Source organism: Lichenibacterium minor, from assembly GCF_004137685.1.
GTDB classification, from domain to species: Bacteria; Pseudomonadota; Alphaproteobacteria; order Rhizobiales; family Beijerinckiaceae; genus Lichenihabitans; species Lichenihabitans minor.
Map to the genome: position 1 here is coordinate 43,576 of NZ_QYBB01000018.1, position 15,881 is coordinate 59,456.

Below are 15,881 nucleotides of genomic sequence, written 5' to 3' on the forward strand. Positions count from 1 at the left end.
AGGTCGTGAGCGACGTCCCGCAGGGCGTCCACGCCGCGGACGCGTCGTCCCGAGCCGCCATGCCGGCCGAGGAGCCGCCACGCCGCGCCGACATGCCCCGCCGATGAAGATCCGCTTCCGCTGCGACCCGGCCCTCCTCGGCCACATCCCAGCCCCCGTGCCGGCCCGCGCCGCCCTGCCCGATTGGCTGCGCGCCATGCCGGCCACCGCCGCCTCGGAGTTGCACGGCGGCCCGGTGCGGACCGTGAAGCAATGCCCGCCCTTCGTCGACGCCATGGCGCACGGCTTCGTGATCCCGCTGCCCTGCGACGTCCGCGTGGCGGGCGGGCGGCTGTCGTGGGACTGGGACCTGCCGGCGCCGTCGCTCCCAGCGCATCCGCGCTCGCCCCTGTCGTTCCACGCGCCCGCCCAGGTCGAGGGCTCGCCGTTCCACCGCGCCGACCGCGCCATCGTGAAGTTCAACAGCTTCTGGACGGTGGAGCTGCCGCCCGGCTGGTCGCTCTTCGCCACCCATCCGGCGAACCGCGAGGACCTGCCGTTCCGCCTGCTGACCGGCCTGGTCGACGCCGACCGCTTCACCGCCGTCGGCATCCTGTTTCCGGCCCAGTGGAAGGACCCCGGCTTCGCGGGGGTGCTGCCGCGCGGCACCCCCGTGGCGCAGTGCTTCCCGGTGCCGCGGGAGCCGCTCGACCTCGACGTCGGCGCGCTCGACCCCGCCGGGGCGGAAGCCTACGGCGCCACCGCGCACGCGCTGCTGTCGACGCCCGGCACCTACCGGCGGCGGCACCGCGCGCGGCGCGGGCGGTCAGGCGCCCTCGAAGCTCCGGCGCAGGGCGCCGAGATCGAGCCATAGCTCGCCCGCGCGCGCCGCGCTGAGCGCCTGGGCGGCGCGCCCGAAGCTGTCCGGCCGCATCCGCACCGCCGCCCCGTAGGCGGCGCGGGCCCCCGCGACGTCGCCCCCCTCCTGGCGCACGGTGCCGAGGTTCAGCGCCGCCTCGGCCGACGACGGATCGAGCGCCAGCGCGGCCGCGTAGGCGCCCTCCGCCCCGGCGAGGTCGCCGGCGTCCTGCGCGGCGACCCCTTCGAGGAAGCGGGCGCGCACCGAGCGCGGGTCGAGCGCGGCGGCCTCGGCGAAGGCGGCGCGGGCGGCGGCCGGGCGGCCCAGCGCCTGCAGGGCCGCGCCGACGCGCAGGCAAAGGTCGGGGGTGGGCGCCGCACGGCGGGCGCGGTCGAGGCACACCAGCGCGGCTTCCGCCTGGCCGAGGTCGGCCAGCGTGTCGCCCAGCAGGCGCCAGCCCGCGGCCTCGTCGGGGAAGGCGCGCAGGCAGCCGTCGAGCACCGCCGCGGCCCCAGGATGGCCGGAGCGCAGCAGGCTCGCGCAGAGCGCGAAGGTCCTCTCGGCGTCCGTCACGCGTCGGCCGCCCCGTATCCCCCGCCGCCCGGCGTTTCGAGCGCCAGCACGTCGCCCGGCGCGAGTTCGGCGCGGTCCGAGCCGCCCATCGCCGTGGTGGTGCCATCGGCCCGCTCCACCCATTGCCGTCCCGGCGCGCCGTCGGCGCCCCCGCCGAGGCCGAAGGGCGCGACCGTGCGGCGCGACGCCACCACCACGGCCGTCATGGGCTCGAGGAAGCGGATGCGCCGCACGGTGCCGTCGCCGCCGCGCCACCGCCCCGCGCCGCCCGAGCCGCGGCGGATGGAGAACCCGTCGAGCCGCACCGGATAGCGCAGCTCCAGCACCTCGGGGTCGGTCATGCGGGTGTTGGTCATGTGGGTCTGCACGGCGGACTGGCCGTCGAAGCCCGGCCCGGCGCCGGTTCCGCCGGCCACGGTCTCGTAATATTGCCGCGTGGCGTCGCCGAACAGCAGGTTGTTCATGGTCCCCTGGCTGCAGGCGATGGCCCCCAACGCGCCGAACAGGGCGTTGCACACGGCCTGACTCACCTCCGTGTTGCCCGCCACCACGGCGGCGCCCGGCGCCGGCGACAGGAAGGTGCCGGGCGGGACCACGATGCGGATCGGCTTCAGGCAGCCGTCGTTCAGGGGCACGTCCGTGCCGACGAGGCAGCGGAACACGTAGAGCACCACGGCCCGCGTCACGGCCGCGGGCGCGTTGAAGTTGCCCGGCCGCTGCGGCCCCGTGCCGGTGAAATCCACCACCGCCTCGCGCGCGTCCCGGTCCACCGTGACGCTCACCCGCAACGGCGTGCCGTCGTCCATCGCGTAGTCGAAGGCGCCACCGTCGAGCCGCGTCAGCAGGCGCCGCACGCTTTCCTCGGCGTTGTCCATGACGTGGCCCATGTAGGCCGACACGACATCCCAGCCGTGGCGCGCGACGACGCGCTCGAGTTCGGCCGCGCCGCCCCGGTTCGCCGCCACCTGGGCCTTGATGTCCGCCACGTTGACGTCGGGCGAGCGGGCCGGGAACTCGGCGCCGGCCAGCAGCGCCCGGAACTCGGCTTCGCGGAAATGGCCGCCGTCGACCAGCAGCAGGTCGTCGAGCACGACGCCCTCCTCCGCCAACCGCCGCGAGAAGGGCGGCGTCGAGCCCGGCGTGGTGCCGCCGACGTCGGCGTGGTGGCCGCGCGAGCCGACGAAGAAGCGGATCGCACGCCCGTCCGGCCCGAACACGGGCGTGATGACGGTGATGTCCGGCAGGTGCGTGCCGCCGTTCGAAGGGTCGTTCAGTGCCACGGCGTCGCCGGGCTTCAGCGAGGCGCCGCGGCTGCGGATCACCGCCTTCACGCTGTCCCCCATGGCGCCGAGATGCACCGGCACGTGGGGCGCGTTGGCGACGAGGTTGCCGTCGGCGTCGAAGATCGCGCAGGAAAAGTCGAGCCGCTCGCGGATGTTGACCGACAGCGACGTGTTGCGCAGCACCGCGCCGGTCTGTTCGGCGACGTGCATGAACAGGTTGTTGAACAGCTCCAGCCGCATCGGGTCCGGCCGCGACGCGTCCGCGCCTGTGGCCTCGGCCCGCGGCGCGGCGCAGCGCAGCACCACGTGGCCGAGCGGCGTCGCTTCCGCGGCCCAGCCGGGCTCCACGACGATCGTGGCGATGGCTTCGCGGATCAGCGCCGGGCCCTCGACCCTGTCGCCGGCCATCAGGGCGGGCCGGTCGAACACCGGGGCCGCGTGGGAACGCCCGCCACTCCACAGCGCGACGCGGTCGATCGGCTCGGGGGCGCCGGCGCCGCGCCGGGGCAGCTCGGCCTCGGTCACGGCCTCGCCGGGCGCCGTGGCTTCCACCGCCACGGTTTCGGCGACGAGGCCGCGCTCGGGCGTGGCGAAGCCGAAATGGGCGCGGTGGGCGGCCGTGAAGGCGTCGCGCAGGGCGTCGAGCGGCCCGAGCCGCACCGGCAGCGCGGTGGCGGTGCCGGCATAGCGGAGGTGGACGGTGCTCTCGACCGCGATCGCCCCGGCGGCGACGCCCTGGGCCGCCAGGGCGGCGCGCGCTTCGGCGCCGAGGTCGCGGGCGACCGCTTCCAGCGCCGGCAGCGCGGCGTCGTCGAGCGGGAGCTCGACGGCACGCTCGCGCAGGCTCGTCTGGTCGGCCAGCCCCATGCCGTAGGCCGACAGCACGCCCGCGAAAGGGTGGAGCAGCACGGTGTCGATGCCGAGCTCGTCGGCCACCAGGCAGGCGTGCTGCCCGCCGGCGCCGCCGAAACACTGCAGCGCGAAGGCGGATGCGTCGTGGCCCTTCTGCACCGACACCTGCTTGATCGCCTGGGCCATGTTGGCGACGGCGATGCGCAGGAAGTCTTCCGCCACGGCGCGGGGGTCGCGCGCCGTGCCGGTGGCGGCGGCGATCTCGCCGGCGAAGCGCTCGAAGCCCGCCCGCACGGCGTCGGCGTCGAGCGGGGCGTCGCCGTTCGGCCCGAAGATCGCCGGGAAGTGCCGGGGTTGGATCTTGCCGACCAGGATGTTGGCGTCCGTGACGGTGAGCGGGCCGCCGCGGCGGTAACCGGCGGGGCCGGGGTCGGCGCCGGCGCTGTCGGGCCCCACGCGGAAGCGCAGACCGTCGAAATGCAGCAGCGAGCCGCCGCCGGCCGCCACCGTGTTGATCGCCATCATGGGGGCGCGCACCCGCACGCCCGCCACCTCGGTCTCGAAGGAGCGCTCGAAGGCGCCGGCGTAGAGCGCCACGTCGGTCGAGGTGCCGCCCATGTCGAAGCCGATCACGCGGTCGAAGCCGGCGAGCGCGGCGGTGCGCGCCGCCCCGACGATGCCGCCCGCGGGGCCGGACAGGATGGCGTCCTTGCCCGCGAAGGCGTGGGCTTCGGCCAGGCCGCCGTGCGACTGCATGAAGTAGAGCCGCGTGCCGCCGAGCTCGGCCGCCACCCGGTCGACGTAGCGGCGCAGCACGGGCGACAGGTAGGCGTCGACCACGGCCGTGTCGGCGCGGGGGATCAGGCGCAGCAGCGGGCTGACGGCGTGGCTGGCCGACACCTGAGCGAAGCCCGCCTCGCGCGCGAGGTCGGCCAGGCGCCGCTCGTGGTCGGGCCAGCGCCAGCTGTGCATCAGGGCGATCGCCACGGCGCCGATGCCGTCGCGGCGGGCGGCGTCCAGCGCCGCGCGGGCGCCGTCGAGGTCGAGCGGCTCCACCTCGGCGCCATCCACCCCGACGCGCCCGCCGACCTCCGCGACGCGCTCGTGCAGCAGCGTCGGCAGCGTGATGGCGAGGTCGAACAGGCGCGGGCGGGCCTGGTTGCCGATGCGCAGCGCGTCGGCGAAGCCGCGGTTCACGAGCAGCAGCGTGCGCTCGCCCTTGCGCTCCAGCAGCGCGTTGGTGGCCACCGTGGTGCCCATCTTCACCGCATCGACGAGGCCGGGCGGGATCGGCTCGGACGGCGCGAGCCCCAGCACCGCCTTGATGCCCGCCACGGCGGCGTCGGCGTAGCGGCCGGGGTTCTCGCTGAGCAGCTTGTGGGTCGACAGCGCGCCGTCGGGCGCCCGCGCCACCACGTCCGTGAAGGTGCCGCCCCGGTCGATCCAGAACTGCCAGCCGGACGCCGGGACGGTGGGATGGGTCATGCGGGAGGTCTCGATCTCGGTGGAAACGGTGCCGGGCCGGGACGCCCGCCGTCCGGCAGCCGACGGACGTATAGCCCAGCCTGCCGGGCGGCGCAGGCCGGCGGCCAGCATCGTGCGCGGCGCTCGTCCTCCCGTTCGCAGACGGGCGCCCCCTTTCCGGCTGGCATGTGGCGGTTCCAGCGTGACACACGTCGCAGGCGAAGCACGTCCCGTTCCAACGGCGGCGCGAAATGGAGGACCGGATCCCATGATCGACGCTCTCTCGTTCCGCGTGGACTCCGCCGGGGGCTCGGCGGCGCTGCGTTTCCGCCCCGAGCGGCTGGTCGTCGCCGGCTGGGCCGGGCGCGACCCCGCGGCTCTCCGGCACCACATCGAGGAGCTGGCGGCGCTCGGCATCGCGCCGCCGAGCCGCACGCCGCTGTTCTACGCCGCTTCGGCCGACCTCCTGACCCAGGCCGACGTCCTGCAGGTGCTGGGGCCGGACAGTTCGGGGGAGGTGGAGCCGCTGCTCGTCGTGACCGGGGACGGGCTGCTGATCGGCGTCGGCTCCGACCACACCGACAGGAAGGCCGAGGCCTGGTCGGTGCCGCATTCGAAGCAGCTCTGCGGCAAGCCCGTGGCGTCGGCGCTGTGGCGCTTCGCCGAGGTGGCGGACCATTGGGACAGGATCGTGCTGCGGGCCTCCGTGCCCGACGCCGCGGGCGGCTGGCGGCTCTACCAGGAGGGCGCCGCGGCGGGGCTGCGCCGGCCGGACGAGCTGCTGGCGCTCGCGGGCGGGCTTGCGCCCGGCACCGCCATGCTGTGCGGCACCGTGCCGGCGATCGGCGGCATCCGCCCCGCCGCGGCGTTCCGCATGGAGCTCGACGATCCCGTGCTGGGCCGCACGATCCGCCACGAGTACCGGATCGCGGACATGCCCGTGGTGGCGTGAGGCCCGCCCATCGCCGGGGCGCGCCGGCCGCCCCGGCGAGGTCGACGGAGGCGCCGAACGGCGGCGGCATGAGGCGGCGGGGGTGATCGCGCCCGGCGGCACGCCCCTTGCTGCGCTCAAGCCCGATTCACTGCATCGGCGCGGTTCGCGCCCGACCGGAGACCGCGATGATCCAGAGACGCACGCTGCTCGGCGCCGCCCTCGCGGCCCCCGCCCTCCTGGCCTTCGGGCGGGCGGCGGCCGCCGCCGAGGACGTTCCGATCGGGATCGTCTATCCCTTGAGCGGCAACAGCGCCCAGATCGGCGCCGACGCGCACGCGGCCTACGACGTCACCGCCGAGATCATCAACGGGCGGCACGACCCCCTGCCGATGCTGATGGGCCAGGGCGGCGGGCTCGCGAGGCTCGGCGGCGCCAAGGTCCGGCTCGTCTACGCCGATCACGCCAACGATCCCCAGAAGGCGCGCGCCGAGGCCGAGCGGCTGATCACGCAGGACAAGGTGGTGGCGATCATCGGCTCCTTCTCGTCCGCCACGGCGGCGACGATCAGCCAGGTCTGCGAGCGCTACGAGGTGCCCTACATTTCCGCCGACAATTCGTCGCCGAGCCTGAGCCAGCGCGGGCTGAAGTGGTTCTTCCGCACCACGCCGAACGACGCGAACTTCTCCCAAGCCATGTTCGCCTTCTACAAGGACGTCGGCGCGAAGACCGGGCATCCGGTGAAGAGCGTGTCGCTGTTCTACGAGGATTCGATCTTCGGCACCGATTCGTCCAACATCCAGCGCAAGCTCGCCGCCGACAACGGCATCGCGGTGGCGGCCGACATCCGCTACCGCGCCAACTCGCCCTCGCTCAGCGCCGAAGCGCAGCGGCTGCGGGCCGCAGGCGCCGACGTGCTGATGCCCTCGTCCTACGTCAGCGACGCCATCCTGGTCATGCGGGCCATGAACGAGGTCGGCTACCATCCGCCCGCCATCCTGGCCCAGGCGGCGGGGTTCCAGGAGCAGAGCTTCATCACGGGCGCGGGCGACCTCGCCGAGGGCGTGCTGTCGCGCTCTTCCTACGCGGGCGACGCCGTGAAGACGCGCCCGGCGATCATCCCCGTGAGCGCGCTGTACCGGGCAAAGCAGAACAAGGGCCTGAACGACAACACGGCGCGCCAGGTCACGGCGCTGCAGGTGCTCGCCGACGCCATCGACCGCGCGGGCTCGGCGAAGCCGGCCGACATCCGCGACGCCCTGACCAGGACCGACGTGAAGGGCGTCGACACCATCATGCCGTGGACGGGCGTCAGGTTCGACGCCACGGGCCAGAACACGGACGGCACGCCGGTGATCCAGCAGGTGCACGAGGGCGCCTACCGCACGGTGTGGCCGGCCGAGGTCGCCGTCGCCGAGCCGGTGTGGACCGTCGGCCAGTGAGGGGATCGGGCGTGGCGCGGGTGGGCCTCCCCCGACAGGGGATCGTGGCGCGGGCGGCCGGACGGTCCGGCGCGCGGGGGCGCCCCGCATGACCGCCCTCGTCCTGCAGGCCGTCGTCAGCGGGTTGCTGATGGGCCTGATCTACGCCCTGGTGGCGGCGGGGCTGAGCCTGATCTTCGGCCTGATGGACGTCGTCAACTTCGCCCATGGCGAGATGCTGATGCTGTCCATGTTCGCCGTGCTGGCGCTGCACGGGGCGCTGCACGTCGACGCGCTGCTGCTCCTGCCCGTGGTGGCGCTGATCATGTTCGGCGGCGGCGTGGCGGTGTACCGCCTGCTGATCGCCCGGGCCCTGTCGGTGGCGTCCAACCGCGGCATGGTGCAGATCTTCGTCACCTTCGGCCTCGCCATCTTCCTGCGCGGCGCGGCGCAGTTCGCCTTCGGGGGCGAGTTCCGGTCGATCAACGACGGGTGGCTGTCGAACCGCACCGTCGCGCTGGGCCCGGTGTTCCTGCCCCTGCCCCAGGTGGCGGCCGGCCTCGTCTGCCTCCTCGCCTTCGCGGGCCTGCTGGCGCTGTCCCGCACCGAGTTCGGCCGGGCGCTGGAAGCCACGCGCGAGGACCGCGACGCCGTGGCGCTGATCGGCATCGACCGCGACCGCATCTTCGCCTTCGGCTGGGGCATCGGCGCGGCCACCGTCGGGGTGGCGGGCACCATGCTGTCGACCTTCTACTACGTGTCGCCGAGCGTCGGGCTGAACTTCGCCGTCATCGCCTATGTCACGGTGGCGCTCGGGGGCTTCGGCTCCATGCTGGGGGCGTTGGCGGCGGGGCTCCTCATCGGCCTCGTCGAGAGCCTCACCGCCCTGGCGCTGGAGCCGTCGCTGAAGCAGGTCGGCATGTTCGCCGTCTACCTCCTCGTGCTGGTGTCGCGCCCGCGCGGCCTGTTCGGGAAGATCTGATGACGGACGCGCGCGCCCCGGCCCCCGCGCCCCGCCGCCCCAACGCCATCCTGCGCCGCCGGCGGCGGGAACTCGCCCTGGGCGCCGCCCTGCTGGCCGCCCTCGCCGCCCTGCCCTGGTTCATCTCCGACGTCTACACCCAGAACCTGCTCATCCTCGTCCTGCTCTACGCCGGCCTGTCGCAGGCCTGGAACGTGCTCGGCGGCTATTGCGGGCAGGTCTCGCTCGGCCACGCGCTGTATTTCGGCCTCGGCGGCTACACGTCGACGATGCTGCTGCTCGACCTCGGCCTGCCGCCGGTGTTCGGCATGGTGGCCGGCGGGCTCGTCGGCGGCGTCGGTGCGCTGCTGGTCGGCTGGCCCTGCTTCCGCCTGTCGGGCCACTATTACGCGGTCGCCACCGTGGTGGTGGGCGAGATCGGCTACCTGCTCTTCATCAACTGGGACTTCGTGGGCGGCGCCAGCGGCCTCACGGTGCCGATCGCGGGCCGGAGCTGGCTGTACCTGCAGTTCGGCGTGTCGAAGCTGCCGTGGATCTACGTCACCCTCGGCTTCGCGGCGGCGGCCTGGACCGTCGCCTACCTCGTCGAGGGCTCGCGCTGGGGCTACAGCTGGCGCGCCGTGAAGGACGACGTCACGGCGGCCCGCTCGCTCGCCGTCCGGGTGTTCCCGTCCAAGATGGCCGCCGCCGCCATCAGCGGCTTCCTCACCGGGGTGGGGGGCGCCATCTACGCGCAATATGTCGGCTACATCGACCCGGACAGCATCCTGGCCGGCAGCTTCTCGATCCTCATCGCCCTGCCGGCCGTCCTCGGCGGGGTCGGCACGCTGTGGGGGCCGCTGCTGGGGTCGGCCGTGCTGATCCCCGTGTCGGAGCTGTCGCGCTCCTACCTCGGCTCGTCGGGCAGCGGCGTCGACCTGATGATCTACGGCGGCCTCATCGTCGCGGTGTCGCTGGCGCGGCCCGCCGGGCTCGTCAGCCTGTTCGGCACCCGCGGCCTCGCGGGGGGACGCGGCCGTGGCTGAGCTCCTGGAAGTGCGCGAACTGTCGAAGCGCTTCGGCGGCGTGCAGGCGAATTCCGACATCTCCTTCGACGTGCGGGCCGGCGAGATCCTGGGGCTGATCGGCCCCAACGGCGCCGGCAAGACGTCGCTGTTCAACGCCATCTCGGGCGAGGTCGCGCCCGACCGCGGCGAGATCCGGCTGGACGGGCGCCGCATCTCCGGGCTCGGGCCCGTCGCGGCGTCCCGCGCCGGCATCGCCCGCACGTTCCAGGTGGTGCGCTCCTTCGATTCGATGACGGTGCTGGAGAACGTCATGGTGGGGGCCTTCACCCGCGCCGGGGCGGCCCGCGACGCCATGCGGCGCGCCGAAGCCGTGATCGACACGGCGGGCCTGTCCGCGCGCATCGACGCGCCGGCCGTGTCCCTCACGCCGCCGGAGAAGCGCAGGCTGGAGATCGCGCGGGCGCTCGCCACCGAGCCCCGCGTGCTGCTGCTCGACGAGATGCTGACCGGCCTGACCCCCGCCGAGGCGCGCAACGGCGTCCAGCTCGTCCGCGACCTGCGGGACCGCGGCATCACCATCGTCATGGTGGAGCACGTCATGGAGGTGCTGCTGCCCCTGATCGACCGCGCCGTGGTGCTGAACCTCGGCCGCGTGCTCACCACCGGGCTGCCCGCCGAGGTCGTGCGCGACCCCGAGGTGATCCGCGCCTACCTGGGGGACCGCTATGCTCAGGCTTGAAGGCGTGTCGGCCAGCTACCGCGGCCTGAAGGCGCTGCAGGGCGTCGACGTCGCGGTCGAGGCCGGCGAGGTGGTGGCCGTGGTGGGCGCCAACGGGGCGGGCAAGAGCACGCTGCTGAAGACCATCGCGGGCCAGGTCGCCACGGAAGGGACCATCACCTTCGAAGGGCAGAGCCTGCGCCGCCTGGCGCCGCACCGCATCGCCCGGCTCGGCGTGGCGCTGGTGCCGGAAGGGCGGCGGCTGTTCCCCCGCCTGTCGGTCGAGGACAACCTCCGCCTCGGCGCCTACGCGCGGCGCCACGACCCCGACCGCTTCGGGCCCCTCGACCTCGTCTTCGAGCTGTTCCCGCGGCTGAAGGAGCGGCTCGCCCAGCGGGCCGAAACCCTGTCGGGGGGCGAGCAGCAGATGCTCGCCATCGGCCGCGCCCTGATGACCAAGCCGCGCCTGCTGATGCTCGACGAGCCCAGCCAGGGCATCATGCCGAAGCTCGTCGACGACATCCTGGCCGCCGTCACCCGCATCCGGGGGCTCGGCGTCACGGTGCTGATCGTCGAGCAGCGCTTGGCCGAAGCGCTCGCCATCGCGGACCGCGCCTACGTGCTGCAGACGGGGCGCGTGGTGATGTCGGGCCCCGCCGCCGCGGTGGCGGCCGACGCCGACGTCCGCCGGGCCTACCTCGGCATCTGACGCCGGCGGCCGGGGCGGAGCCCGTGTGGCGCGGCGCCGGTGCCCCGCCAGGATGAACGGTTCACGCTGTCCGGCGAAACGCCCGGGGGCCGCGGGAACGGACGGAAACGATCAAGGATGGGGAAACCGTCCCCGCCGCATGTCGGGGCATCAGGCGGGAGCGGCACATGCGGACCGGGTCAGAACGCGGCGGCGGCGAACGGCCCGGGACGGTCCGCCTGTCCGAGATCCTGGGCGCGCTGAGCCACGCGCTCGACCTCACGGAGGGACAGCCGCAGGGCCACTGCGTGCGGGCGACCTGGATCGGCATGCACGTCGGCCGTGCGCTCGGCCTCGCGCCGCCCGACCTGTGGAACCTGTACTACACGGTGATGATGAAGGACCTCGGCTGTTCGAGCAACGCGGCCAGGATCTGCGAACTGTACCTGTCGGACGACATCGGCTTCAAGCGCGACTTCAAGGCCGTCAACGACAGCCTGCCGAGCGTGCTGGGCTTCGTCTTCTCCCACACGGGCATGAAAGCCGGCCTGTCGGACCGGCTGCGGGCGATCCTCAACATCATGCAGAACGGCGGCAGGATCGTCGACGGCCTGATCGAGACGCGGTGCCAGCGGGGCGCCGCCATCGCGGCGAGTTTGCGCCTGCCCCAGGCCGTCTGCGACGGCATCCACTCGCTCGACGAGCATTGGAACGGCGGCGGACGCCCCGACCACCTCGCCGGAAACGCGATCCCCGTTCCCTCCCGCGTCGCCCTGCTGGCCCAGGTCGTCGACGTGTTCCACCGCTCGACGGGGCGGGACGCGGCGATGGCCGAAGCCCGCAAACGCTGCGGATCCTGGTTCGACCCCGCGATCGTGGCGGGGTTCGAGCGCGCCGCGGCGGAGCCGGGCTTCTGGGAGGTGCTCGAGTCGGACGGGCTCGACGCCGCGGTCTTCGACATGGAGCCCGCCGGCCCCGCGGCGGCGATCGACGACGACTACCTCGACGACATCGCGCGCGCCTTCGCCCACGTCATCGACACCAAGAGCCCCTTCACGTCGGGCCATTCGGAGCGCGTGGCCGTCTACGCCGACCTCGTGGCCGCCGAGATGGGCTACGGCGCCGAGCGCCGCCGCTGGCTCCGGCGCGCCGCCCTGCTGCACGACATCGGCAAGCTCGGCGTGAGCAACGCCATCCTCGACAAGAACGGCAAGCTCGACGACGCGCAATGGGTCGAGATGCGCAACCACGCCGTCCTGTCCGAAAGCATCCTCGAGCGCGTCACGCCGTTCCGCGAGATGGCGCGGATCGGCGGCGCCCACCACGAGCGCCTCGACGGCCGGGGCTACCCCCGGGGGCTCGAAGCCGGGGAGATCGAGCCCGAAACCCGCATCGTGTCGGTGGCCGACGTCTTCGACGCCCTGACGGCCGACCGTCCCTATCGCGCCGCCATGCCGGTGCCGAAGGCGCTCGCCATCATGCGCGAGGACGTGGGCCGGGCCTTCGATCCGGATTGCTTCGCCGCGCTGGAGCGCGCGCTGGAGCGGATGGCCGCCGAACTGGGGCGCGTCGCCTGAACGGGCGGCGCGCGTCCCCGCTCCCCCCCCGGCGACCGCGACCTTCGACCTGCGACCTGCGACCGCCGGTGTCAGATGTCGCCGCGGGCGGCCAGCTGCTCGATCCGGTCCGCCGTGCGCAGCGCGATCGCCTGGATGGTGAGGGACGGGTTGACGCCGCCGACGGTCGGGAACACCGACCCGTCGCAGACGAACAGGTTGGGCACGTCCCACGAGCGGCAATCGGCGTCGACGACCGAGGTGCGGCGGTCGTCGCCCATCCTCACGGTGCCGCCGAGGTGGTTGGCGTCCTCCTCCTGCCGGAACAGGTCGGTGACGCCCGCCGCCTCCAGGCTCATCTCCATCTGGTCGAGCGCGTGCCGGATCAGCGCCTTGTCGTTGTCGCTCCAGCCGAAGGTGACCTTGGCGACCGGCAGGCCGTAGCGGTCCTTCTGGTCGGCCAGCGTGACGGTGTTGGCCTCGCTCGGCATGCATTCGCCGACCATCTTCACGCCGACTTGGTAATTGTAGTCCTGCATGGCGAGGCGCAGCTCATCGCCCCAGATCCCGCGGGACGCCGTGACGGTCTTCGCCCATTCGATCGGCAGGGGACCCTGCCCCATCCAGCAGTAGCCGCCGTCGAAGTCCTTGCGGTCGTCGTAGTTCCAGTGCTCCGTGATGGCGAGCGACGGCGGGCCCTTGTTCCAGCGGATCTCGTCCTTCGACTTGCCATAGACGGCCTGGTTGGGCTGGGTCATCAGGTACTTGCCGACGAGGCCCGACCCGTTGGCGAGCCCGTGCCGGTGACGGTCCGTCGCCGAGTTGAGCAGCAGGCGCGGCGATTCCACGGCATAGCCCGCCACGATCACGTTGCGCGCCTTCTGGAAGCGCCACCGCCCGTCGCGGTGGTAGTGCACGCCCGTGGCGCGGTCGCGCGCGTCCGTCTCGATGCGGCCCACCATGGCGAGGTCGCGGATCTCCGCCCCCGCCCTGATGGCGCGGGGGATGTAGGTGTTCAGCGTGCTCTGCTTGGCGTTGGTCGAGCAGCCGAAGCGGCAGAAGCCGCGGTACACGCAAGGATGCGCTTCGCCGCGGGGCGCCGACACGGTGGCGAGCGGGGTCGGCGTCCACTTCATCCCCATGGCCTCGCAGCCGCGCGCCAGCACCTCCGCGGCGGCGTTCAGGGGATGGGGGCGGTAAGGGTAGCGGGGCCGCGGCGGCCCCCAGGGGTAGTTGATCGGGCCGGAGATCGACAGGTCCTTCTCGACCTGGTCGTAGTAGCGCCACATCTCTTCCCAGCCGATCGGCCAATCGGCGCCGTACCCGAGCGTGGAGCGGCTCTTGAACCATTCCGGCCGGAACCGCAGCGACACCATGGCGAAATGCACCATGGAGCCGCCCACCGTCTTGCCGGAGTTCTTGCCGCCCATGACGATCGGGTCGGCCCCTTCCACGACGCGGGGGTCGTTCCAGTAGAGCTTCTCCTGCGCGGTCTCGTCGGAGGCGAAGTCTTCCAGCGGGCGGAAATAGGGCCCGGCGTCGAAAGCCACGACCGAGAAGCCCTTCTCGGCCAGACGCGCCGCGAGCGTGCCGCCGCCCGCGCCCGTCCCCACGATGGCGAAGTCCACCTCGTCGCCGTCGCGGTTCTGCCGCATCGGGATCCAGCCGCCCATCTTGAAGACGTCGGGCGCGCGGCCGTCCGCGGCACGGGGGCGCTCGAAGGGATCAGACGACATGCCGGTTCTCCTTCAGCGCCCGCTCTTCCTCTCCGGGCTTGCCTTCGGCGGCTTCCCAGGGGTCGCGGCGGTTCTTGTCCATCCGCACGTAGCCGCGCGGGCTCGCGGGTCCCCCGAAGCCGATCTCGCTCCAGGCGGTGGGGTGGCCGTAATAGGCGTCGGTGACGTCGTGGACGACCCGCTTCGTGAAGAACAGCTTCAGCGGCATGCCCTTCCAATGGTCGCCCTCGAGGCGGCCCTGCTGCATGTCGCGCAGGATGCCGTCCCGGTCGGCGCGGCCGAGGTCGCGGAAGCGCGCACCGTGGCGGTCCCGGGCCTCGTGGTCCAGCGCCGCGAGGCCGATCCTCCAGGCCTCGCCCTGCGGCGGGAGCTTGTCGAAGCGGTATCCGTCGAGCTGGCCGGAGAAGATCTTGGCGTCCACGTAGGCGGCGATCGGCACGGGGTCCGCCCGGTCCGCCGGCTGCGGCAGGATGCGGCCGCACACGGCTTCCAGCGTGGCGAACTCGTCGGAGGAGAAGAAGCGCGGCTCGCGCGGCACCTTCAAGCGCTCGTCGATGGCGTCGCGCGTGGCGTCGTTCCAGGACGGGGTGTCGCGCTTGTCGAGGACGTCGTAGCCGGGGAAGGACCGCTCAGTCATCGCCGTGCCTTTCGAGGAGGGCCAGGGCGGCGAAGCCCGCGAGGGCGAGGCCGGAGAAGGCCGGCGGCGCCGGGATCGGCGGGCCGTCGACCAGGTTCTGCCGCCAGTTCTTCCATCCGCCCGAGTAGCGGTGGGTGCCGTAGGCGTGGGCCGCGACGCCGGCGACGCCGAGCGCGGCCGTGATGCCGAGCCACAGCTTCGCCTGCGGCCGGGGCCGCTTGTGGGGGCGCAGCGCGGCTTCCGCGGTCAGCGCGGCCGCGATCGGCGGCAGCGCCACGGGCAGGTACATCAGCGGGTTCTGGAAGTTGCCGCGGAAGTGCAGCAGCGACACTTCGGCGGTGGTGCCGAGCAGCCCCAGCGCCGTCAGGCCGGCCAGGGCGGGAGCGGCCGGCAACCCGAGCAGCTTCGGGCTTTCGCCCGGCTTCTCGTCGCGGATGCCTTCGGCGGCGAGGCCGAGCAGACCCGACAGCGACAGCGCCGCCGGCGCGCCGATCGGCGCCTGGTAGAACAGGTTCTCCCAGCTGAAGCCGCCGGGCTTCTTGGTGATGTTGTGGACGTGGAACGCCGTGCCCACCAGGCCCACCACCATGGCGATGCCGTAGGAGGCGAGCCGCAGCGGATGCGCGCTCGTCTCGGAGCGGGCCGCGCCATCGAGGCTGGCGAGGATCGACAGCGTCGAGGACACGAGCGGCGTGAACATCGCCGGGTTGTGGTACTGGCCGCGGCTGTGCTCGATGCCGCTGTCGGCCAGCACCGACATCGCCAGCATGGCGGCGGCGCCGTGCACCATCCGCACCTGGCCGATCTCGACGCTGTGGGAATAACCCCGGAGCGGCGCGCCGGGGCGCGGCTCGCGCGCCACGTGGGCGGGGGCCGGATCGTCGACGAGGTCGGCGAAATCCGCCTCGCGGGTTGGGCCGGACATGATCGTCATCCTCGGGTGGGTCGCGCCCAGGCGTTTCTCCACCATGCTCCGCATGGTCCCCCTCCCCTCGCTGCGTGGGGAAGAACGTTCTGGAGGGCACCGCTCGTGGCTCTCCCCCAACCGGGCGGGGGAGAGAAGCCGGGCGAAGCCCGGTGGGGGGGGGCGCCGGGGCGCCGCTCGCCTCGGCCCGCGCCGCCACCTCCAGGCCTCTGTGTCCGCCGGCATCGTCACGCGATCACGGGACTCGACCCGACCGCGCCCTGCCCCGGG

Annotated in this window: 13 protein-coding genes; 8 read left to right on the plus strand and 5 right to left on the minus strand. The window is 73.4% G+C overall.

What is annotated here, in order from left to right:
* Positions 1-103: 103 nt before the first annotated feature.
* A complete protein-coding gene (locus D3273_RS15825; RefSeq protein WP_129227857.1) occupies positions 104-853 on the plus strand; it encodes a hypothetical protein in 750 nt (249 codons plus the stop codon).
* Here D3273_RS15825 and D3273_RS15830 read toward each other — a convergent pair.
* Positions 806-1,411, minus strand: coding sequence for a tetratricopeptide repeat protein (locus tag D3273_RS15830; protein ID WP_129227858.1), 606 nt, complete (start codon positions 1,409-1,411; stop codon positions 806-808). The genes D3273_RS15825 and D3273_RS15830 overlap by 48 nt on opposite strands.
* Complete coding sequence (locus tag D3273_RS15835; protein ID WP_129227859.1) at positions 1,408-5,031, minus strand: hydantoinase B/oxoprolinase family protein; 3,624 nt, start codon at positions 5,029-5,031, stop codon at positions 1,408-1,410. Before D3273_RS15835 ends, D3273_RS15830 begins: the two co-directional genes overlap by 4 nt.
* Positions 5,032-5,278: 247 nt before the next feature.
* Here D3273_RS15835 and D3273_RS15840 point away from each other — a divergent pair, with 247 nt between their 5' ends.
* The 7 genes from D3273_RS15840 (at position 5,279) to D3273_RS15870 (ending at position 12,334) form a co-directional block, all read left to right on the plus strand.
* Positions 5,279-5,962, plus strand: coding sequence for a DUF2848 domain-containing protein (locus D3273_RS15840; RefSeq protein WP_129227860.1), 684 nt, complete (start codon positions 5,279-5,281; stop codon positions 5,960-5,962).
* A 167-nt stretch (positions 5,963-6,129) separates the two neighbouring features.
* Complete coding sequence (locus D3273_RS15845; protein WP_129227861.1) at positions 6,130-7,383, plus strand: ABC transporter substrate-binding protein; 1,254 nt, start codon at positions 6,130-6,132, stop codon at positions 7,381-7,383.
* A gap of 88 nt (positions 7,384-7,471) precedes the next feature.
* Positions 7,472-8,344 (plus strand): branched-chain amino acid ABC transporter permease, encoded by an 873-nt coding sequence (locus D3273_RS15850; RefSeq protein ID WP_129227862.1) that lies wholly within the window; start codon positions 7,472-7,474, stop codon positions 8,342-8,344.
* Entirely contained in the window at positions 8,344-9,369 is a 1,026-nt protein-coding gene (locus D3273_RS15855; protein WP_129227863.1) for a branched-chain amino acid ABC transporter permease, read from the plus strand. The genes D3273_RS15850 and D3273_RS15855 overlap by 1 nt, the downstream gene beginning before the upstream one ends.
* Entirely contained in the window at positions 9,362-10,090 is a 729-nt protein-coding gene (locus D3273_RS15860; RefSeq protein ID WP_129227864.1) for an ABC transporter ATP-binding protein, read from the plus strand. The genes D3273_RS15855 and D3273_RS15860 overlap by 8 nt, the downstream gene beginning before the upstream one ends.
* Entirely contained in the window at positions 10,077-10,778 is a 702-nt protein-coding gene (locus tag D3273_RS15865) for an ABC transporter ATP-binding protein (RefSeq protein ID WP_129227865.1), read from the plus strand. The genes D3273_RS15860 and D3273_RS15865 overlap by 14 nt, the downstream gene beginning before the upstream one ends.
* Before the next feature lie 167 nt (positions 10,779-10,945).
* Positions 10,946-12,334: an HD-GYP domain-containing protein gene (locus D3273_RS15870; RefSeq protein ID WP_129227866.1), complete on the plus strand. Its 1,389-nt coding sequence runs from the start codon at positions 10,946-10,948 to the stop codon at positions 12,332-12,334.
* 71 nt (positions 12,335-12,405) lie between these two features.
* On the opposite strand, the gene D3273_RS15875 is transcribed toward D3273_RS15870, so the two are convergent.
* From D3273_RS15875 to D3273_RS15885, 3 genes are read right to left on the minus strand one after another with little or no spacing between them, the layout of a single operon-like run.
* Positions 12,406-14,049 (minus strand): GMC family oxidoreductase, encoded by a 1,644-nt coding sequence (locus tag D3273_RS15875; protein ID WP_129227867.1) that lies wholly within the window; start codon positions 14,047-14,049, stop codon positions 12,406-12,408.
* Positions 14,039-14,686 (minus strand): gluconate 2-dehydrogenase subunit 3 family protein, encoded by a 648-nt coding sequence (locus tag D3273_RS15880; protein ID WP_129227868.1) that lies wholly within the window; start codon positions 14,684-14,686, stop codon positions 14,039-14,041. The genes D3273_RS15875 and D3273_RS15880 overlap by 11 nt, the downstream gene beginning before the upstream one ends.
* The gene (locus tag D3273_RS15885) at positions 14,679-15,611 is read right to left on the minus strand and encodes a hypothetical protein (RefSeq protein ID WP_207210792.1); all 933 of its coding nucleotides are present in this window, start codon (positions 15,609-15,611) and stop codon (positions 14,679-14,681) included. The genes D3273_RS15880 and D3273_RS15885 overlap by 8 nt, the downstream gene beginning before the upstream one ends.
* Positions 15,612-15,881: the final 270 nt, after the last annotated feature.